The sequence below is a fragment of the Acinetobacter sp. YH12072 genome, assembly GCF_013419565.1.
Classification (GTDB): Bacteria; Pseudomonadota; Gammaproteobacteria; order Pseudomonadales; family Moraxellaceae; genus Acinetobacter.
Map to the genome: position 1 here is coordinate 1 of NZ_VOZV01000011.1, position 21,840 is coordinate 21,840.

General features: G+C 43.0%; 15 protein-coding genes, 1 tRNA gene and 2 pseudogenes. 5 read left to right on the forward strand and 13 right to left on the reverse strand.

Annotation, left to right across the window (positions count from 1 at the left end):
• Positions 1 to 120, forward strand: a pseudogene (locus FTU19_RS06395) (IS30 family transposase); the annotation flags it as partial.
• Positions 121 to 232: 112 nt separating this feature from the next.
• Here the strand turns inward: FTU19_RS06395 and FTU19_RS06400 are convergent.
• The 8 genes and pseudogenes from FTU19_RS06400 to efp all read right to left on the reverse strand — a co-directional run bounded on the left by FTU19_RS06400 (position 233) and on the right by efp (position 8,989).
• Positions 233 to 1,202: pseudogene (locus FTU19_RS06400) on the reverse strand (IS30 family transposase).
• 241 nt (positions 1,203 to 1,443) lie between these two features.
• Positions 1,444 to 1,520 (reverse strand) — tRNA-Val (locus FTU19_RS06405).
• A gap of 47 nt (positions 1,521 to 1,567) precedes the next feature.
• Positions 1,568 to 3,565, reverse strand: a complete 1,998-nt coding sequence (locus FTU19_RS06410; RefSeq protein WP_180130447.1) for a DUF3488 and transglutaminase-like domain-containing protein — start codon at positions 3,563 to 3,565, stop codon at positions 1,568 to 1,570.
• Positions 3,566 to 3,576: 11 nt separating this feature from the next.
• Positions 3,577 to 4,482 carry a DUF58 domain-containing protein gene (locus FTU19_RS06415; protein WP_180053570.1) on the reverse strand — a complete coding sequence of 302 codons (906 nt, stop codon included), beginning with the start codon at positions 4,480 to 4,482 and terminating at the stop codon, positions 3,577 to 3,579.
• A 12-nt stretch (positions 4,483 to 4,494) separates the two neighbouring features.
• Positions 4,495 to 5,445, reverse strand: a complete 951-nt coding sequence (locus FTU19_RS06420; RefSeq protein ID WP_125278423.1) for a MoxR family ATPase — start codon at positions 5,443 to 5,445, stop codon at positions 4,495 to 4,497.
• A 390-nt stretch (positions 5,446 to 5,835) separates the two neighbouring features.
• The gene (locus FTU19_RS06425; protein ID WP_004782606.1) at positions 5,836 to 6,138 is read right to left on the reverse strand and encodes a YbdD/YjiX family protein; all 303 of its coding nucleotides are present in this window, start codon (positions 6,136 to 6,138) and stop codon (positions 5,836 to 5,838) included.
• Between the two features lie 10 nt (positions 6,139 to 6,148).
• Positions 6,149 to 8,248, reverse strand: coding sequence for a carbon starvation CstA family protein (locus FTU19_RS06430; RefSeq protein ID WP_034702078.1), 2,100 nt, complete (start codon positions 8,246 to 8,248; stop codon positions 6,149 to 6,151).
• Positions 8,249 to 8,419: 171 nt separating this feature from the next.
• Positions 8,420 to 8,989: an elongation factor P gene (efp, locus tag FTU19_RS06435; protein ID WP_004782608.1), complete on the reverse strand. Its 570-nt coding sequence runs from the start codon at positions 8,987 to 8,989 to the stop codon at positions 8,420 to 8,422.
• A gap of 378 nt (positions 8,990 to 9,367) precedes the next feature.
• On the opposite strand from efp, the gene epmB reads away from it, so the two are divergent.
• Genes epmB through FTU19_RS06450 form a run of 3 tightly spaced genes read left to right on the forward strand, consistent with a single transcriptional unit; the run spans position 9,368 to position 14,292 of the window.
• Entirely contained in the window at positions 9,368 to 10,390 is a 1,023-nt protein-coding gene (gene epmB / locus FTU19_RS06440; protein WP_180130448.1) for an EF-P beta-lysylation protein EpmB, read from the forward strand.
• A 9-nt stretch (positions 10,391 to 10,399) separates the two neighbouring features.
• Positions 10,400 to 12,145, forward strand: coding sequence for a GTPase (locus tag FTU19_RS06445; protein ID WP_179992265.1), 1,746 nt, complete (start codon positions 10,400 to 10,402; stop codon positions 12,143 to 12,145).
• Complete coding sequence (locus FTU19_RS06450) at positions 12,127 to 14,292, forward strand: EAL domain-containing protein (RefSeq protein ID WP_180130450.1); 2,166 nt, start codon at positions 12,127 to 12,129, stop codon at positions 14,290 to 14,292. Before FTU19_RS06445 ends, FTU19_RS06450 begins: the two co-directional genes overlap by 19 nt.
• Before the next feature lie 97 nt (positions 14,293 to 14,389).
• Here the strand turns inward: FTU19_RS06450 and rpmE are convergent, their stop codons facing one another.
• The 4 genes from rpmE to FTU19_RS06470 form a co-directional block, all read right to left on the reverse strand.
• Positions 14,390 to 14,614, reverse strand: coding sequence for a 50S ribosomal protein L31 (rpmE, locus tag FTU19_RS06455; RefSeq protein WP_004782616.1), 225 nt, complete (start codon positions 14,612 to 14,614; stop codon positions 14,390 to 14,392).
• A gap of 203 nt (positions 14,615 to 14,817) precedes the next feature.
• The gene (locus FTU19_RS06460; protein WP_180016683.1) at positions 14,818 to 15,795 is read right to left on the reverse strand and encodes a bile acid:sodium symporter family protein; all 978 of its coding nucleotides are present in this window, start codon (positions 15,793 to 15,795) and stop codon (positions 14,818 to 14,820) included.
• Between the two features lie 144 nt (positions 15,796 to 15,939).
• On the reverse strand, positions 15,940 to 16,341 hold the full coding sequence (gloA, locus tag FTU19_RS06465) for a lactoylglutathione lyase (RefSeq protein WP_004782618.1): 402 nt from the start codon (positions 16,339 to 16,341) through the stop codon (positions 15,940 to 15,942).
• A 1-nt stretch (position 16,342) separates the two neighbouring features.
• On the reverse strand, positions 16,343 to 18,496 hold the full coding sequence (locus tag FTU19_RS06470; RefSeq protein WP_180130452.1) for an MFS transporter: 2,154 nt from the start codon (positions 18,494 to 18,496) through the stop codon (positions 16,343 to 16,345).
• Positions 18,497 to 18,691: 195 nt separating this feature from the next.
• On the opposite strand from FTU19_RS06470, the gene FTU19_RS06475 reads away from it, so the two are divergent.
• Positions 18,692 to 21,346, forward strand: coding sequence for an ATP-binding protein (locus FTU19_RS06475; protein WP_180130454.1), 2,655 nt, complete (start codon positions 18,692 to 18,694; stop codon positions 21,344 to 21,346).
• An 85-nt stretch (positions 21,347 to 21,431) separates the two neighbouring features.
• Here FTU19_RS06475 and grxD read toward each other — a convergent pair whose 3' ends face one another.
• Positions 21,432 to 21,773 carry a Grx4 family monothiol glutaredoxin gene (gene grxD, locus FTU19_RS06480; protein ID WP_034702064.1) on the reverse strand — a complete coding sequence of 114 codons (342 nt, stop codon included), beginning with the start codon at positions 21,771 to 21,773 and terminating at the stop codon, positions 21,432 to 21,434.
• Positions 21,774 to 21,840 lie beyond the last annotated feature (67 nt).

Sequence of the window (21,840 nt, forward strand, 5' to 3'; positions counted from 1 at the left end):
TCAAACGAACAAATAGAGCAGATAGAATTTGCACTCAACCATCGTCCTAGAAAAACACTAGGTTGGTATACACCGAGTGAAGTTATGGCTGGTTTTTATACTGTTGCACTTGCCGCTTGAATCCGCCTTATCAAAAGATTCAATGTACTTTCTTATTCTTGGCTCAGTTAATTTCATGACGTACTTTCCAAAATTCTTGTCGTAACCTTGACGTAAATTAAGCTGGGCGAATTCAAACATGAGGTGCGACAGTTTCAAAAGCCTTATGATAATCAACAAGCTGAGCAAATTTCTCTAATGGTGTAAGCCAATCTAACGCTTTTCTAGGACGAGTATTCAGTGACATGGCGACTTGATTTAAATAATGCTGATCTGCCTGATTTAAATCAATCCCTTTAGGTAAATATTGCCTAATTAAACCATTCATATTTTCGCATGTACCTTTCTGCCATGGCGAATGTGGGTCACAGAAATATACATCTATGCCTAAATCTTCTTCGAGGATTTTATGTTCTGACATCTCACGTCCACGGTCATAGGTCAACGTTTTACGTAGTTCTGCAGGTAAATATTTCAGAGCTTCAGTTAAAGCCTTGCGCACTGATTCTGCCTTTGCATCAGGTAATGTTGCCAAGATACAGAGCCGTGTATTTCGTTCAATAAGTGTTGCTATCGAACTTTTATTGTCTTTACCTTTAATTAAATCGGCTTCCCAATGGCCCGGTATTTTTCTTTCTTGAACTTCGGCTGGGCGCTCATGAATAGTTTTAATATCCTGTAATATAGAATCTTTTTTAGGTTCACCGTTAGCTTTTCGCTTTTTATTTTCATGACGCAGACAGGATAATAAGTCTTTTTTCAACTCACCCTTTGGTAATGCTCGTATAGTTGAATAAATCGTTGTATGGCTTACATTCATTGTTTGATCCAAATCAGGAAATGTCTTTAAACGCTTTGCTATTTGCTGAGGAGACCATAAACAACGGATCGCTTCAACAATAAATCTCCAGAGAATTGAGTCGATTTTGAGTTTTCTGTGACCGCGTCTACGTCTAGCGAAGGTGTTATCAGAAGCATATTGAGCTTGATAAACGTCATTGATGCTATTTCTTTTTAAGCTCACGATAGATCGTACTAGGATGTCTTTTAATGAGTTCAGCAAATTTTCTGGCTGAAAAGCCTTCTTTTCTTGACTCAAGCATTAATGCAGTACGATCTTCAAAGTTAAGATGATGGTATGACAATTTTATATACTCCATAAACCCTTTAAATTAATTAGGTGGTTTATGTCGCACTTCAAGTTTTACTCTGCCCTGTATAATCGGTAAAAAGCAGCGATTTAAAGGATAACGCGGATAAAGATACTTTTTATTGTAGGTATAAAAAAAGGGTTTTAAGCTACTGTTTTCGCTTAAAACCCTTATAACATTAGTTTTTGAATCCTGGTAGGTATATCCAGACTCGAACTGGAGACCTCTACGATGTCAACGTAGCGCTCTAACCAACTGAGCTATACACCTAGAATGCTTGGCATATTATAAATTTTTCGATCTCAAAACAAGTCTTTTCATTTAATTTTCAATATATACGTACAAGTTTTAAGCAAATCTTTGAATTGTTTCAGATCTTGGTCTGAGAATTCCCTGCCTGAATAAATTGATTTTTCAAATAGTTTAATTGCTTCAAAGAATACAGACTGATCTTTATCCTGAACTTGCTGAGATAGCCGTAACATCCACTGATGAAAAGTCTCTGCGGGTTGTCTTTTTAATTTTTTTTTCAAAGACTGATTAAACTGCTGAATAGAATGTTCAAAAGGTGACTGTAACTGCCGATTTTTAAAATAGATTTTTAAAATATAAAGCAGTACGAGTATGCCAATACCAGATATTAAAATAATTACGCTGGAATAGACTGAACTTAGGCCCAGTTTCGCTAACCAGCCCTGCTGTGATTCGGCATTATAGCCTACGACCTTACTTTGCCATTGGTAACTTGCATAATCACTCCAGACTCTTAGTTTGGTCAGCCATATATTACGGTGTGATGTCCAGCCAGAATTACTTGCCCATACTCGCTCATCTTGCGAGATTAAATTTTGCATTCCATCATCAATACGTTGCGGGGCTACCATTGCGGTAGGATCAAAACGCTGCCATCTTTGGTCAATCCAGACTTCTGTCCAGGCATGAGCATCCAACTGACGAACTTCCCAACTTTTCCCATCGGGCGCCAATTGTCCGCCTTGATAACCTGTGACCACACGTGCCGGAATTCCAACATATCGCATCAGCATCACGAAACTGGAAGCATAGTGTTCACAAAAACCCTGCCGAAATTTAAACAGAAATTCATCAATCCGGTTTTTACCGAGTACGCCCGGTTTCAGGGTATATACAAAATGATTTTGCTGATACCAGTTTAAGACTGTTCGGATATAACGTCGTGGATCCTCCTCACTTTGTAGATATAAACGCTGTGCCAACTGTTGTGCCTGAGTATCCAAATGGGCTTGAGTCTGGGTATTCAGTCGCTGAACAAATTGCGCCGGTAAAATACTTTCAGTATTTTGACTACCTAGCCACTGCAGATGAATCGGTTCTACCCTTTGGGTTAAACGCCTTGGTACGATACTCCAATCCTGACGGTTATAATAACGGCGTTCCAAAGGCATCGATTTTTCCAGGCCCATCACCCAGAACACAGAAGGATCAGCAGCCAGATATTGGTAATTCCACCCTGATGTGGATACTGGAACAACTTCTCCAGGCTGACGGATTAAAGGCTGCTGATTAATAAAGCTACTGGTCCAGCGCTGTCCATCATATTCATCTAGCACCAATGCCCGCCAATACAACTCTGAACGTGGCGGCAGTTTACTCACATCACCAATAATCCTGAAAGCTAGAGCATTAGATTGAGATAATTCAGCAATATCGCCCGGTGACATACTGTCACCGATTCCGGTTATACCTTTATTTTCTGGAATTGGGATATGCCAAAGCGGTGGCAAACGCGGAAAGAAAATGAATAACAAAATAAAAAACGGCAGAGCATAAAGCACAAATCTGCCGACATATTTGGCATCTTGCTGTAAGGCTATACGTGGTGATTGCTGACTCTGCTGAAACTCACTGGTCTGAATCCGGTATAAGCCAATTAGACAGCTTAATAAGCATAGAATAATCACAACAGCCATGCCAAAAGATTGGCTATATAGAAATGAACTGGCCGCAACAAAAAGCGCAAAATTAAACAGAATAATCAGATCCCGCCGGTTTTTCGTTTCCAGTGATTTGGCAAATAAAAAAGTGGAAAGAACTGCAACACCTGCCTCCACTCCTATAAAACTTTGGTGGCTAAGATAAATACTACCTAATGCTAAGGCCGTGAGAAGAAAAGTTCCTATTTTAGGAAATGGCTTTTGCCGTTTAAGAAAAATCCAGATACACAGTAAGCTAATGACAAAGATAATGCTGAGCAGCACCGGGATGAAAGCTACTTGGGCAAGGATGATCAAGCCTAGGGTCAAGACGATCGAAATTCGGATTTTTCCATCAATCATAGATTCACCCGTTATGCCTGAGCCAATAATTGTTTGGCCTTACGTAACTGTTCTTCACCTGCTCCCTGCGGCAATTCTGCCTGAGGTAAATGCAGTGCATATGCACATTGCTGCTGCTCACATTGCTCAATCAGTCCCATCATCAAGCCCAGTTTCTCCTCATGCGACTGGCTAGGCATGTGTTCATAATGAATCTCAAAGCTATGTTCATCCTGATACTGTTCAAAGACTTTGACATACAAGCCTTGCCCACGTGCAAACTGTTTCCAGGAAACCGCCTGCAATGAGTCTCCAGATTGATAATTTCGTAATTCACGGAACTCATCCATATCCGGTTCAAAGCTATTCTGATAAATCTTGTTTTCCGAAGTATTGTTTTGAGCTTTAGGTGCCACCCAAGCAAACTGATGATGATAAAGATAGGTCCAGGCTCGTACCAGGCCAAAGGGATAAACCGAATAGATCTGAATCACCGGATACTCAAATTTACCGCGACGTTCAGCATAAAATGGCAGCACCCAATGCTGTTTCTGTTCACTCAGATAAACTTTCTCCAGCTGATTGCCGGCCTTAATATACAGATAACGCGGCCGGGCTGTCGCTTGCTGAAAATAAAAATATAGATTAAGCGCATGACCCACCTGCCCAACGTCTTCAGCAACCATTTCGATATCTAGATCATGCAACTGTTTAAAGGTCAGATAGAAGCTAACACATAGCACTGCACTAATCAGAAAACAGAAGCCTAAGATCAGGTTATTGGCATAGTTCACGCCAGCAATAAAGGTGATAAAAATCAAAACCAGATACAGATAACCCTGCTGATAAATAAAGACCAGTACATCCTTTTGAGAAAGTCGTTTTTGCTGTGAAAATTGAAAGCGTTTCGCCAGCCAGTTTTGCCAGGTTTTATCCAAGAGCGGACTCCTTTAACTGACTGCGACCTGTTGCATCACATTTAATGTTTCTGCATCGCTCAGCCCCAGACGATGGGCGGCGACTGCCACAAAAACGGCTTGTACATCGTCCGGAGTTACAAAGCTACGTTGCTGAATAATGGCATTCGCCTGTGCTGCACGTTTAAGCGCCAGCAAACCTCGTGTTGATAAGCCTTGGCGTTTCTTACGGGTTTCTTCCGCAAGATCTAGCATATATTCCTGAACCGCTTCACTGATAAAAATCTGCTGGGTTAACTGCTGTAATTCCAGCACTTCATTTTCAGTAAATACATGTGCCAAGCTAGCGATCAAGGCAAAACGGGATTCTTGCTGTAATAACAGTTTTTCAGCATGACGGGATGGATAACCTAAAGACAGACGCATTAAAAAGCGGTCTAGCTGAGATTCAGGCAAGGCATAAGTGCCACTTTGAAATAAGGGGTTCTGGGTCGCGATTACCCAGAATGGCTTAGGCAAAGCATAACGTATCCCATCGACAGTGGCATAGCCTTCTTCCATCGCCTCCAGCAAGGCACTCTGAGTTTTGGGACTGGAACGGTTAATTTCATCTGCCAGCAAAATCTGGGTAAAAATAGGCCCCTGCTTAAACTCGAATTGATGTTCTTTCTGGTTAAACATATTGATACCGATCACATCACTGGCCAGCATGTCATTGGTAAACTGAATTCGCTGAAATTTCAGTCCTGCGAGATGGGCTAGGCTGCTTGCCAATGTTGTCTTGCCCAAACCGGGTAAATCTTCAAACAAGACATGCCCGCCTGCAATCAGACAGCATAGGGCTAATCTGGTCTGTGCATGTTTATCCAGAACAATGGCATTAATTTCTTGGAAAAATTTTTGAATCTTGGGTGCATAATCAGCCAGCTTCTGTTCAAGCTCATCATTGTTGTGCGCAATATCCAGCTTTTCTTTTTGTTTCATGCCCCAGATCACAATATTTTCCCTAATAAAACATGCTGTAGGATTAACATACACTGTTTTTTAAAATTCCCCAAAGATCAGTCATCTGCCGACTTTATTTCTGCAGAATAAATTAGGAATTTTAGAAATTTTATATGATTAAATTTCCTATAAGAGCCAATTGAAGCTTTAAGATTAAAGTTTAGAAAAATTACATTTTGATTGGCATATTTATTAGAAATAACAGGCTATTAAAAACCTTTGAGATTTGATTTTATACCTAAAAGGTAAAGACTTTTAAAAATTTAAATTCCCAATGTCAAAATAGATCATAATTTTGTTTTATCTTGTTTGAATCCTAAAATTTGCCCATAAAAAAGCGCCCCGAAAGGCGCTCATTTTATTCATCTATTAGCATGGACATTTCTTCATATCTCCACCGGCAGATGGATAACGCGAATCTACACAGTGACGATAAAATGTTTTAGGGTCCATCGCTTCCAGATCAGGATGGTGCTTTTTCATATGCGCCAGATAGGTCTGATAATCCGGCACACCCACCATCAGGCGGAAACTCTGCTGTAAACGCTGCCACAACGTTGCAATCCGTGACCAGTTTTTCGGGTTCAGGATTAAGTCTTTTTGTGACATCACGGTCATCTTGATGATTTTATAGATAACCGCTTTTCCACCTTTAGCAAACTTCAAGTTCATGCGCTGCTCCTTAATGTCCTTTTGCAGGCTGAATTTCTTCAGGATCGCGATATACTGCTTCGGCTTCATTTACAGTTGGTACAGGGCTCGCCAGGGCACGACGGATCACGCCAATCGCAGCAAATAGCATTACAAACGCTACGATCATAAAGAAACCACAAAGTGCTGCGTTGATCTGGTTCGACATTGCGACAGTCTGCATTTCAGCCAGGGTTTTCGCTGGTGCCAGAATTTCATTATTCGCAATTGCCGTATTAAAACGCTCTGCCTGTGCCAAGAAACCGATCTTTGGATTTTCATGGAAAATCTTTTGCCAACCGGCTGTCATTGAAGTAATAAACAGGAATACGGTTGGAACAATGGTTACCCACACATATTTCTCTTTCTTCATCTTGAACAGGATGACTGTACCCAGAATCAATGCCATTGCAGCCAGAATCTGGTTACCAATACCGAACAGTGGCCACAAGCTGTTAATACCGCCTAATGGATCAACAACGCCCTGATAAACGAAGAAACCCCAGCCAGCCACAGCAACGGCTGTACCCAGCATATTACCGAAGAAGTTATGAGATTGTTTTACCGCAGGAATCACGATACCAACTGTATCCTGAACCATGAAGCGACATGCACGAGTACCCGCATCTACCGCTGTCAAAATGAATAAAGCTTCAAACAGAATTGCAAAGTGATACCAGAAAGCCATCATTTCACGGCTGTTAAAGATTTCAGTAATGATATGCGCCATACCAATCGCGAAAGTCGGTGCACCACCCGTACGTGACAGAATCGAGTTCTCACCTACTTCCTGAGCCAAGAGAGTCAGCGCTTCAGGCGTTACCACAAAACCAAGATTACGTACTGCTTCAGCTGCAGTATCTACGGTTGTACCTAGTAGTGCTGCTGGTGAGTTGATCGCGAAGTACACACCTGGATCAAGAATCGCGGCACAGATCAAAGCCATGATCGCTACAAAGGATTCCATCAACATACCGCCATAACCGATTATCCGGATATCGCGTTCGTTGTTGACCAGTTTCGGTGTCGTACCTGAAGAAACCAGTGCGTGGAAACCGGAAATCGCACCGCAGGCAATGGTAATAAACAGGAATGGGAACATTGAACCAGCGAATACTGGGCCTGTACCATCGACAAATTTGGTAATCGCTGGCAATTTCATTTCCGGCATCGCGAACAGAATACCAATCGCCAGACCGGCAATCACACCAATTTTCAGGAAGGTCGATAAATAGTCACGTGGTGCAAGTAATAACCAGACGGGCAATACCGATGCAATAAAACCATAAATGATTAGTGCCCAAGTCAGCTCAGTACCCGTTAAGGTAAATAGCTGCCCCCAGTATGGATGCTGTGCAACGTTTTCACCATAGATAATGCCAAGCATCATCAATACGAAACCAATGATCGAAACTTCTGCAATTTTACCCGGACGGATAAATCGCATGTAGATACCCATGAAGATGGCGATCGGAATCGTAGCTGCAATACTGAATACGCCCCATGGACTATTGGTCAGTGCTTTGACAACCACTAGCGCCAATACTGCTAGGATGATGATCATCACACCCAGCGCACCAAGCATCACGATAATACCAGCAAAGGTACCCAGTTCCTGTTTTGCCATTTCACCCAGTGAACGGCCGTCACGACGGGTAGAAATAAACAGTACCAGGAAGTCCTGTACCGCACCTGCCAGTACCACACCGACCAGTAGCCAGATCGTGCCTGGCAGATAACCCATCTGCGCTGCAAGGATAGGACCGACTAAAGGACCCGCACCGGCAATCGCGGCAAAATGGTGACCGAATAACACGCTTTTATTGGTCGGCACATAATCCAGACCATCACCCAGACGATGTGCGGGTGTTAAACGGCGTGCGTTCAGTTCAAAAACTTTATTGGCAATAAATAAACTGTAGAAACGGTAAGCGATGCTGTACACACAGGCTGCGGCCAGTACCAGCCAGACTGCATTCACATGCTCACCACGACTGAGTGCAAGTATCCCGAAGGAGACTGCCCCGACTATGGCTACCAGGAGCCAGATGATTTTCGAAGTCATGGTTGACTTCTGTTGTAAAGTTTCCATTCAATCCCTCATTTTGTGAAGCATATAAATCAGCGTGATTTTTTTATTCGAGGTACTGCTGTTTTCCCTTGCGACTTTACGCTTGTTCCTTTCAAATTCCTCTAAGACTTTGGCATAAAAAAAGGGGATGATTTTAGTCATCCCCTTTGATAATAGTCTATTTTCCGACCATTATGCACGTTCTAAATAGTCACCAGTACGGGTGTCTACGCGAACGCTTTCTTCTTGCTGAACGAATAATGGAACACGTACTACTGCACCTGTTTCAAGTTTCGCTGGTTTACCGCCACCGCCAGAAGTATCGCCACGAACGCCTGGATCAGTTTCAACGATTTTTAATACTACGAAGTTTGGTGGGCTTACTGTTAAAGGTACGCCATTCCATAACATGATAGTACATTTTTCATTTGAATCGTCTTTTAACCATTTTGCAGCATCGCCCATTGCTGTTTTATCAGCAGCGATCTGTTCAAAGGTTACAGGATCCATGAAGTTCCACATTTCGCCATCGTTGTACAAGTATTCCATTTCTACTTCTACGATGTCTGCAGCTTCTAGAGAATCACCAGATTTAAAAGTTTTTTCCAAAACTTTACCACTGCGAAGGTTACGTAATTTAACGCGGTTGAACGCCTGGCCTTTACCTGGTTTAACGTATTCGTTTTCCATGATTGAACATGGGTTACCATCAAGCATAACCTTCAGGCCAGACTTGAAATCGTTCGTAGAATAATAGGCCATGATTGGCTCACTCCAAACTTACTAACTTTAAGCTATTGATGCTATGGGCTGTTGCAATGTCATTTAGCAAGTCTGACACGAACATGAGTTGCCACATGCACATTCATTTAATGTTGCGTATTCTAAATGAGCAATACACCAAGTCGCAACGAAAAAATCGGTTTTAACTTGCTGACACTGCTTAACTTAACATCAGCTATTCCAATACTGGTGCACAACCAGTCTTCCAAGCACATAAAAGTCTCTATGCTTTTGCATACCATAGCAAACTGATCGTGTTTAGAGAAATTTTAGCCAGCTTTCACATTCCCATCTGTAGACAAACTGCTAAACTGCGCACTTCTGGCTATCGCCTTCATCTTTTTTTGATCTTCCGGCATGACACAGTATTTATATCAAGAAGCAAATTGGCAATCGCAACTGAGCGACCTGATTACCGATCCACAGGAACTACTGCAAATTTTACAGCTTTCTCCAGATCAGCTGTTATCTGGTGCTCTTCTGGCCTCTCAAGCCTTTAAATTACGTGTGCCACGAGCTTTTGTTTCCAGAATGCAGCCAGGCAATCCTTTAGATCCACTTTTATTACAAGTGTTACCGCATCATCTGGAACTGGAAGACCATCCGGGATTTGTCACCGATCCCCTAGGTGAAGAACAGGCCAACCAGCAGCCTGGTGTTCTACATAAATATAAGTCACGTTTTCTACTGACCTTGACCGGTGCCTGTGCAGTCCACTGTCGTTACTGTTTCCGACGCCATTTCCCCTATCAGGAAAACCTGCCTAAAAATGAGGACTGGATCAATATCAAACAATATCTGGAAAGCCAGTCGGATATTAATGAAGTAATTCTAAGCGGCGGTGATCCACTGACCTTATCGAACCGAAAATTAAAAACCTGGATTGAACGACTAGAATCGGTACCACATCTCAAATTTTTAAGAATACATTCACGAGTTCCTATTGTGATCCCAAATCGGATCGACGAAGAGCTACTAAGCATGTTAAAAAACAGTAGGCTACGTATTATTCTAGTGGTACACTCGAACCATGCATCAGAGCTGGATGACCTGACCTGTAAGCAGCTTAATCAGCTGGTTCAGCATCAGATCACGGTACTCAATCAGGCAGTTTTATTAAAAGGGGTTAATGATTCTGCTCAAGTTTTGATTGATTTAAGCTATCGCTTGTTTGATGCTGGCGTGATGCCCTATTATTTACATGTACTTGATAAAGTAAAAGGTGCGCATCATTTTGATTTACCTGCTGAGCACATCAATGAGATTTATACAGAAGTTTTAGCGAACCTACCGGGGTATCTGGTTCCTAAACTAGTTCGAGAAATAGCGGGCGAGAAGAATAAGACACCGCTTTTTGGGGTTTCAACATTTTTGAGTTAAATAATAAAGATGAGTAAGCATACTGCAGACATTTTTCAGACAACGGCTGAACTCACCATAGAACAGCTAAGTTTTTGTCCCACAAATGCCAAAGCATTGCAGGAATGGGTCGCAGGAATTTCAATCCTGCAATTGGGGAATTCATCCAAGTCTCTGTTCAGTGCTTTACTGGAAATTTCCGAACTGAAATGTGCGGAAACCTTGCGTTTTGACCTGATTCAGGTATTGCACCCTACCCTTGAAAATGTTTTGGCCAGTCTTGAGAAACATTTCGTCAATCAGGGTCTGATCACGACAGATCGCAATGACCAGATTATTGAGCTGGCTATGCTGTTACGCAGCTATTTTGCCAAAATCTATATAGATATTGCCAAACGCTGTAATCATCAGCTGAATCATCAAAAGTTTTCACTATTTTCCCTGGGCAAAAAGAAAAGCCTACAAAGTGCCCGGATGGTGTCTATTTACTATGGCCTGCAACAGTTAAGCCTGCTGCTCTATCAACAGCATATGCTGTATAGCACACCTGGCGCCGGTCAGTGGTTGGCAGCACATCAGTTGCTTGAATGTGCGATGGAAAATAATTTCTATCAGACCAACATCAATCAGGTTCTTGGCACCCAGCACGAAATCCAGAATATTACCCAAGCCTATGCACGACTGATTTTGCTGGATATTTTCAATACCCATCAGATCCGCCCAGCTGAGATTCAGGGATTATATTTATGCAGTGCGGACTGGGCGAAACTGGTTCAGATTCTGCCAAAAGAAACCACACTGTCACGTTATGTGGTTGATGCCAGCAAAGATCATCCGCCTTTACTGAATTCTCATCAGGGTCAGCATTTCCAGCCAAGTTTCTATATTTCGACACAAAACCTGATGGAACACCTGACCGGCACGCAAAGCAAAAATGCCCAGTATCTGTCACGTAATGAAAAGCTGTTCCTGACACCTGCCCTGCATTTTCATATCTATAACCTGCTTTCGAATAATGTCGAACGCCGTCATGAACGTTATGAATATTCCGCACAGATCAATATCTGCTTTGGCTTAACGGTGGCGCATTTTTATCTGTCTAAGGGTAAAAACTTTAATGAAACGCTGGAACTGGAAGGCAATTATGGTTTCCAGAGTGAAAGCAGTTTTGTCAGCTCAATGCATAATGCCGTTCCAAGCGGATTCAGCAGTATCAAGGCGCTCGATCGCGAAGCCAAACAGATTCATACCGCTGAAGTTCTCGATATCAGTGTCAATGGTTACCGGATTAAATGGTCAGGTATCACGCCTGCCAATCTGAAAACTGGTGAATTTATTCTGGTTCAGGAAAAATCTCAAAGCCAGTGGCGTGGCGGAGTCATTCGCTGGATCAAACAGTCAGCAGATAAAAGTCTGGAAATTGGCCTGGAAATTCTGGCACAGGAACTGTTTCCTTGCGCAGTTTATGCCCGTACCGACAAACACAGTATCAATTATCAGCCAGCTATTCTGGTACAGATGACCCAGCTCGATCAGGTCTCAACCAGTATTATTGTCTCTGGCTCACAAATGTTTAGGGAAAAACAAACCATTCATTTACGACTTGGCCAAAAAGAACTCAGAATCTACCTGACCAAGGCACAGCTCATTACACAAAGTTTTATCCGTTTCGACTATGAATTATTAAATGATCAAGAAGAAGATGTCATCGAAAACTTTATACATAAGCAATTGAATGAAACTAGAAATCACGATTTATGGGAAGCATTGAAGTGAGAAATCCATTATTGTCTAAAAAGTTAAAACGTACTGAAACACGTTTACTGATCATTGATGATAATCAAATTAGATATAACCAAATCCGTGATCTCTTAACCAGTAATGAATATCAGGTCGACGCCGTTCTGCTTGATGATCTGCAATCTTTTGAAAAACAGTTAAACTTTAACTGGGACCTGATTATTTTTGGTCGTGCTTATGATCTGAAATATGAACAGGCCTTAAGTCTGGTTCAACTTTCGCAGCAACCTGATCTTCCTATTCTTTTGTTAAAGCCGGAAGATTATCAGGCTGAACAATATGCCCAATATATCCGTAAAGGCATTTTTGACATTCTGAATCTGGATTATCCAGACCGCTTCTTCCTGAATCTGGTGCGTGCCCTTTCCTTTAGCCGTACCATGCAAGCCCAGCGCCATTTAATGGAAGAACTGGAAACTGCACAAAGCCAGGCACAATCACTGGTAGAAGATAGTAACCGTGCAGTCGCAACCATTCAGGAAGGCATCCATATTCAGGCCAATGCCGATTATCTCAAATTGTTTGGACTCAAAAGCGAGGACGATATTATCGGTCTGCCACTTTTAGACTTATTACAGCCGCAAGATTTAAATGATTTTAAATCCCGCTTTAAAAAGATTTCTCAGGGTCAGTTTGATTTAGGCCGTTTTGATATTACTTCTTCGAATCCAAATGTGGCTGCTGCCAACCCGCTAAAACTGGAATTTCTGGCATCTAGCGCTGAAGAAGATGCACTTCAAATCACGATTGATACAGCGACTAATCAGGCGAGTGCCTCTTCTGAAAAAGTTGCAAACAAGCCAAATACCTTACAGTCACTTAAGCGTGAACTCAATCGTGAACCGGCCAAAGCCAATGCATTGATCACCTTCTCCTTTACTGCGTATGAGCCGCAAGTCCTGAATGGTGATTGGGCGACCTACATAGGTTATTTCCATGAAGTTAAGAAATTTCTAAAAGAGCAGGTTCGTATTCCACTCTTTAAACTGGAACATGATGTTCTGGTGGGGATCATTCAGGCAGATGCGCAAGACATTCTGGAATCCAAACTTGTTGGGTTAGGTTCATTGACCAAACCACAGCTTATTACAGTGAATCAGCAAACTTATCCGCTCAATCTACGCATCGGTTATACCCTGCTTGACGGTGAGTTGCGTGATGAAAGCCATTGTAATGAATTAGTCGGTCGGGCCTTCTCTACTCCTTTACCACAAGCACAAAAAACGTCTGAATTTGTTCTGGATATTCCTGCAACGACTCAGGAATCGATTTCAATGCCGAGCATTGACTTCACGGTTTCAGAACCCGTTATTCCAGCGTCTGAGTCCATACCGGTCAGTCCGGCAGTCAGCACTGTACCACTCACAACCTCTCCAGTATTAAAAGCACTGCGTGAATGTCTGGAACGTGGTGAAATTCATCTGAAATATCAACAGCTCTATGATAAAGAAGATACCAACCTCTATATGTATGAGGTGACTAGTGGCTTTATCTTTGAAAATAAATGGCAGGATATTTCTTCCTTGATGGAACTTAATGAAGATGATGAATTGTCTATTAAACTGGATCGTTGGATTCTGGTTGAATCAAGCAAGCAGTTGCACAACTTTATTACCCAGTATCCGGATGCCCGTTTAATCGTGAACCTGAACCGTGCGGTGCTATTTAAAGACCGTACTTTCCCTGAATTTATTTCCAAACTGATTACCATTATTCGCAGTAAAGTCGAGCATCCTTTAACTTTACAGTTCTCTGAAGAGGATATCCTGATGAACCAGCAGGATGCGCAGAAATATCTACGTACTTTACGTGAACATGGCGCGCGGATTGCGATTCGTAACTTTGGTCACTCTATGTATAGTGAAACCCTGCTACGTGAGTTCGATATTAATGGTCTGAGCCTGGATAGCAAACTGACCAAGATGCTGAACAATGATGCTGAAATTGAACAGTTACAGGAAAAAATCACCACGTACAATGAAATCAAACCAGTGAATATCATGATTCGTGAACTGAATGACATGACCTTATTTGCGAATGCCTGGAACGTCGATGCCCGCTTTATTCAGGGTGATTATTTCCAGAAAAAACTGGATCATCTGATTGATGTACAAGACCACTAAGGTCTTGTACTCGCCTTTCAATCTAGAAACGTGAAATGATTTTCTAAATTGCAGGCACAAAAAAACGGGCATAAAGCCCGTTTTTTCATTTTGGGTATTAACGTTTAACAGAACGTGACATACCAGCAAAACGTTGTTTGAACTTGTCGATACGGCCGCCAGTGTCAACGTTCTTTTGCTTACCAGTGTAGAATGGGTGGCAAGCTGAGCATACGTCTAGGTAAAGAGTTTCTTTACCAACAGCTGAACGAGTTTCGATTACGTTACCACATGAACAAGTAGCAACTAGTTTTTCGTATTTTGGGTGAATATCGGCGCGCATCGTCGATTACTCCATTAAGATGAAAGAAGGTTTTGCTGTCATCGCAATTGATCACTCTCAAATATTGAGGAAGGGCCAGAAACAGGATTCAGGCAGATCAACACCACAACAGACCATTCTTTTGGCCCACCGAGACGGATACCGTCAGAGCTAAGCACAACAAGTTGGGCAGTATTATACGGCAAACAAAAGCAATAAGCGAATTATTCTTCTGTATGTACCGCCTGTTTGGCCCAGAGATTCGCAATCACACCGCAGGCCATAAGCTGGATTTGATGGAAAATCATAATCGGTAAAACTATCATACCAAGTGGCTGACCAATAAACAGAATCTGTGCCATCGGTACACCACTGGCCAGCGTTTTTTTAGAACCACAGAAGAACACCGTTTTTTGGTCGGCACGATTAAAGCCTAACCAGCGTGGAATAAATAGCGACAATAGCATTACGATGGTCAATAAAACCGAACATGCCAGCAGCAGCAAGAGCAAAGTACTTAAGCTGACTTCACGCCAAAGTCCAGCCACCACCGCACTGCTAAATGCCCCATAAACCACCATCAGAATTGAGCCCTGATCGAATACCTTGACGATCTTCGGCATTTTTTGCATTTTTGGGAAGATCCAGGGACGTAGTAACTGACCTAAAATAAAAGGCACCAATAACAGCAGTGTAATCTGCAGGATCGATACCGTCGGATCGAAACCGTGCTGGGATTGTCCAAGAATAAAGAATGCCACCAGCATCGGGGTAATGAACATCCCGATAATATTGGAAAATGAAGCACTACAGATCGCACCAGCAATATTTCCTTGAGCCACTGAGGTAAAGGCGATCGAAGACTGTACGGTTGATGGCAAGAAGCACATAAACAGGAATCCCCAATATAATTCCTGCCCCAGCATTGGCAATAATATTGGCTTTGCCAGCAAACCTAGAATTGGAAAGAGTGCAAAGGTCAACGCAAAGACCAAAGTGTGTAATTTCCAGTGCATCAAGCCTTCAATTACGGCTTCACGCGAAAGCTTGGCACCATGTAGGAAAAACAGGATCGCGATGGCTGCTGTGGTGATCCAGCTAAAGACTTCAGCTGCCTGCCCTGACACTGGCAATACACTGGCCAGTAACACCATAACAAAGAGCAAGATCGTAAAGCGGTCCAATGCCAGCAGTTTAAGCATCTGATGTCCTTCCCTCAAAATTTTATTATTCGATAAAAAATACCCGGCTATCTTAACAGATGCCGGGTCCATGTTATGCATTCAGATTGATGTAATATTTTCATCCATACATGAATACATTTCACATATATCGCTTTATAACACTTAGTTATTACGTGCGTTGTTGTCTTGCTGGATTAGCTCGATTTTATAGCCGTCTGGATCTTCCACAAATGCAATGACAGTGACACCGCCTTTCATTGGGCCAGCTTCACGAACGACATTGCCACCACGTGCTTTGATTTCTTCACAAGCTTTATAAGCATCATCTACCGCAATCGCAATATGACCGTAGCCATTGCCTAGGTCATAGCTTTCTGTATCCCAGTTATGGGTCAGTTCAAGCACAGTGTGATTTTCCTCATCGCCATAACCCACAAAAGCCAAGGTAAAACGACCTTCTTCATAATCACGCTTACGAAGTAAAGTCATACCAAGAACTTCAGTATAGAACTTGAGTGATTGTTCCAGATTGCCTACACGTAACATGGTATGCAGCATGCGCATATTAATCATCCTTATTTACAGATTGTTTTTGGTGTTCACCGAGCAATTTTGCCACCCAAACGACCAGAATCAGGATTGGAATCCCGATTAAAGTGGTCATCAGGAAGAAATTCGGATAACCGATATTGGTCACTATAGTACCCGAATATCCACCTAAAATCTTAGGAGTCAAGGTCATGAGTGAGCTAAAAATAGCATACTGAACAGCGGTAAAGGACACACTGGTCAGACTGGACAGGAAGGCAATAAAAGCAGCGCCTGCGAGACCTGCGGCCAGATTATCGACAATAATTGCAAAATATAGCCACCATGAACTATACGGTTTAATCACTTTACCTTGAATTTCAACATTCTCGCCTGTTCCAATTGTAATCGGCTGAATATCAATATCCATCGGATTGGCCTGAGTCTGCGACAAGTCCACAGCATATGAATGCTGCTGGGTCACTATTGGCTGCTCCTGCTGCATTAAGCTTGCATTGATTCGCTTCACAGGTGCAGTAATCAGTTTCTCGGCAGGAATAGCAGCACTAAAGACACGCTCTTCATCCAGCTTGGCATCGAATTTATCGCCATTCAGCTCTAATACAATTTTTTGCTCTGCAGTTAAATCCGGCCCTAGATACTGACCGCGAACCACGATGCTATTCTCCTGCTCATTGGCACTGATCAGGTTATCTGTGGTAACAGGCAGAAGCTGTAATTGTGCTGCTTGCGAAGCATTCTGTTGCAGATAAGGCAGGTTGACTTGTACTGCATCTGCCGGATGATTCAGATAATGTGCACGAACCTGAATCTGTTCGGCCTCTTTAAAAGCAGTAGTGGGTACATTCAGTTTCCAGTAACCGACTTCATCTGTATCTGCTCGAAAGGTTTGCTGACCTACCTGAACTTCGACCTGCCCCAGCTTTTCACCAGACTTCACTAAGCCAATAAAAATCAGATTGGTTGAACAGGCCAGAATTGCGCCTACAAACATCAGTTTCATGATGTTCATTTTCTGGGCCAGCAAGCCACCTAAGAAACCGCCAAGCAGAGAGAAAATCACCCCATACACTTTCACGGCTTCAGCAATCTGCTCCTTGCTGAAATTCAGATCCTGATAGAACACATTGGAAATCACACCGGCAATAATATCGGAGACCCGATAGAAACCGATCAGCAATAACAGCACCAAAGCCAGCTTTAAGCCATAGCGATCAAAGAAATCTGCTACGGGATTGACCCAGGTTTCGAATGCCATTTGCTTATTCACAGCACCCATTTTGACCAGAATCGTACCCACACCGAAAGCGACAGCACCTGAACCGATAAAGCGTAAAGCCTCAAAACAGAACAAGGCAAAAGTATCTTGAATCGCCCATTGCTCAGTGAAACTCGATACCAAGTCACCGGAATAGACATAGCTCAAAACAAAGCTGATGACAGCCACAAAAAACACGCCGACCAGACGGAAATAATCGCTACGCTGATAATCTTTACGTGCCCGATCCACTTGAGGCTCACGGATGACCAGTGTGGTAATAATCCCAACCAGCATAACCGCTGCCATCGCCAGATAAGTCCATTTCCAGGCATCATAGATATAGTTGCCTTTGGCCGTACCTAAATACGCCGCCAGAAACAGAGCCCCAGCCCCAGCCACAATCATCCCGATCCGGTAACCCGCGTTATAGGTGGAAGCCAGTACGGTCTGCATCTGGGTTTCGGCCAGCTCGATACGGTAAGCATCAATGACAATATCCTGTGTTGCCGCTGAGAAGCCTAGCAGAACGGCACCTAGTGCCATCTGCTGTAAATGTGCCTGCCCCAATGCTGGATCTGAAAAAGCCATAATTGAAATCGCAGTTACAATCAGGATCTGGGCAATCAATAGCCAGGCTCTTCGTCTACCCAAAGCTTTAGTCAAAAATGGGACAGGTAATTCATCGATCAGTGGCGCCCAGACGAACTTGAATGAATAGCCAAGGGCAGCCCAGCTGAAAAAGGTCACGGCACTTTTACTGATTCCGGCTTCACCGAGCCATAAAGACAAACTGGAAAAAATCAAAAGAATCGGGACACCGGCTGAAAATCCGAGAAACAGCATGATCAGGGCACGTCGATCCAGAAATGCTGTAAATGCGGATTTCCAACCCGTCGTTTGTGTTGTCATTGCCTTGTTATTTTCCACGAAAACCAATTGCTGCTATTCAATCCTTTAATAACGTATCTTTCAACAAAATTTATATATTTCTCGCATACCCGTTTTTTATTTTGTGGCAAAACTGACATGTTGGCTTGAATTTTTCAAGTAAATCTGTATACCTTAAACCTTATCCACGTCATATTTCGTTTTGGACTTTCAACAGTGACTCAGAGACTCGATCAAATTCATTCTTCAATTTCAAGTAATACAACTATATCTCAACAAAACATCAGCTCCGACCTACTTATCTCAGCCTTTGAACAAAGCGAAATTACACCAACCCTTGAAAAGACATGCCTGAAACCGGCACAACTGACGCGTATTGCCGATCCGGATAAAATCCCGGCATCGACCAAGCGAATCAAGCCTTTAAATAATTTTCTAGGCCAGGACCGTGCCCGTGCTTCGGTTGAAGCCGGTATTGCCCTGCCATATTCAGGCTATAACATTTTTGCGGTGGGTACAGCAGGACTCGGCAAACGCACTATGGTGAAGCGTTTGTTGCAGCAACATGCCAAAACCATGCAAACGCCAAATGACTGGGTCTATGTCAATAATTTTCAGAATCCTCGTCAGCCTATCGCACTGGAATTTCCAGCCGGTCAGGGACCCAAGTTTCAGACGATGCTGCATCAAAGCTGGCAATCCATTCTAAAACAGCTGGAGCGCCGTTTTACTGCAGAAAGCTATCACAACCGGATTGAAATGATTCGTCAGGAAACGGGTGATGAACAGCAACTCGCACTGATCGAATTGACCCGTGAAGGTGAAGAACTCGATCTGAAACTGATTTCCCGCAATGATGAACATTGTTTTGTGCCAATTCATCTGAAAGATGACAAAGTACAGGAAATGTCTCAGGAAGATCTGAATGCTTTAAGCAATAAAGATCGTGCTGAGATTGCTTCTAACATGCGTTACATGGACAAGAAACTGGAACGCCTGGGACTTCATTTGGGTGACCTGGAAGATGATGCGCGTGACCGTGTTCAAGTATTGAACCGTGATATCGCTAAACAGGTAGTCATGCCACGCGTTGAGCAGATGCTGACTAAATTCAAGCATGTCGAAGGTCTGGAACAATATCTGAAGCAATATGCTGAAGACATTATTAATAATGTCGAAATTGTATTGGAACAGGAAGAAGATGATTTTACCCCTGCCCAGTTTAGTCGCGTACCAGCGCGCTTCCAGGCCAATGTGATCGTCACCCATAAGCCAAATAGCGGCGCACCCGTTATCTTTGAAGACTTCCCGACGCATTACAATCTATTGGGTCATGTGGAACAGTTGACCCAAAATGGTACGATTACTACAGATTTCACCTTGATCCGTCCCGGCTCCTTGCATAATGCCAATGGCGGTTTCCTGATGCTTGAAGCTGAACAATTACTGGAACAGCCATATGCATGGCAAGGTCTGAAACGTGCCCTGAAATCTGGGCATCTCAAGCTTTCATCTTTAGAGCATATGCTGACTCTCACCGGTAGCATTTCCATTGAACCAGCTTCTATTCCGCTGAATATCAAAGTGGTGCTGCTGGCAGAGCCAGAAATTTATTATGAAATTCTGGAACTTGAACCAGAACTAGGCAGTATCTTTAAAATCCGTGCTGATTTTACCGATACCTTGCAACGTAATGATGAAAATGAGCAAGCCTATATGCAGCTCATTGCTGACTATGTGCAATCAGATAAATTATTACCATTTGACCGTTCTGCATTATCTGCCCTGCTGACCGACTCAAGCCGTCAGGCTGAAGATCAGAGTTCCCTGTCACTACATGCATTAACGCTGGGCGACCTGATTCGTGAAGCGCATCATCATGCATTCGAAGCGGGTGATAAGATGGTGTCAGAAAAGCATATCAATACCGCACTGGATCATCGTAAATATCGCTTAGGCTATTTACGTGAGCTATTCTGGCAAGATCTGACCCGTGGCACTCAACTGATTGAAACTCGCGGTCATCGTCTAGGCCAAATCAATGCGCTATCTGTGATTCATTATGCAGATGTTGAATTTGGTCTGCCTTCACGCTTAACTGCTTCTGTATATCAGGGTGGTGGCGATATTCTGGATATTGAACGTAGCGTAGAACTTGGCGGCTCTTTACATGCCAAAGGCGTGTTACTGATGGCCTCTTTCCTGAAAGCCCATTTTGGTCGTGAACAGACTCTGCACTTCTCTGCCGCTTTGGCTTTCGAACAAAGTTATGGTCAGGTGGATGGTGACAGCGCGACAGTGGCTGAACTTTCAGCGCTTATTTCTGCGATTAGCCAGTTACCGATCGACCAGTCCTGGGCGATTACCGGTTCTATGAACCAGCTTGGTCAAGTACAACCGATTGGTGGTGTCAATGCGAAGATTGAAGGTTTCTTCGATGCCTGTAAGTTGCAAGGCCTGACAGGTAAGCAGGGTGTGATTATTCCACGACAAAATATGCAGCATCTGATGTTACGTAAAGATGTCATTGCTGCAGTCGACGATGGTCAATTCCATATTCATGCCATTGATAATATCGCGCAGGCTTTGGAAATCCTGATGGCACGTCCGGTCGGGACTATGGACAAGAAAGGCCGTTATAGCAAAAACTCGATCTTTGCTGCTGTGATGGAACAACTCGAATACTGGCAAGCCATTGAAGATGGTGCCGAGTTTGAGGAAGAACCTAAGAAAAAGAAAAAAAAGAAGAAAAAGAAAAAAGATAAGGCGCCTATAAAGGAAGTTCTGACCGATCCAGATACCTTAGCTGAGGCCTTGGTTGCTGAATCGAAAGAACTGGAAAAATCTGAGGGTCAGCAGGCAGAAGATTAATTCTGCCCCCTGCCTCACTATTCACCCATAAAAAAAGCGCTTCTCTCGGAAGCGCTTTTTCACATCTATCAGTTTAATCCAAGGATTAAGCTTCAGGTGCTGGACTGTATTGCTCTACTAAAGGCTGTAATTCACCTTTTTGGAACATTTCGAGCATGATGTCACTACCACCGATCAATTCACCATTGATCCAAAGTTGTGGGAATGTCGGCCAGTTCGCAATTTGTGGCAGAGTTGCACGAATATCCGGGTTTTCCAGAATATTAACATAAGCAAATGGACGACCAATTTGACTGAGTGCTTCTACCGCACGTGCAGAAAAACCACATTGTGGAAATTGTGGTGTGCCTTTCATATAAAGAAGTACTGCGTGCTTGGCAATTTGGTCACGAATTAACGCTTCGGTATCGCGTGCTTGTTCAGTCATTGATAAATCCTCAACTAATCTGTCTCGCATTATACCCAAAACAGAGAAAAACAGTACGTCTAAAGTA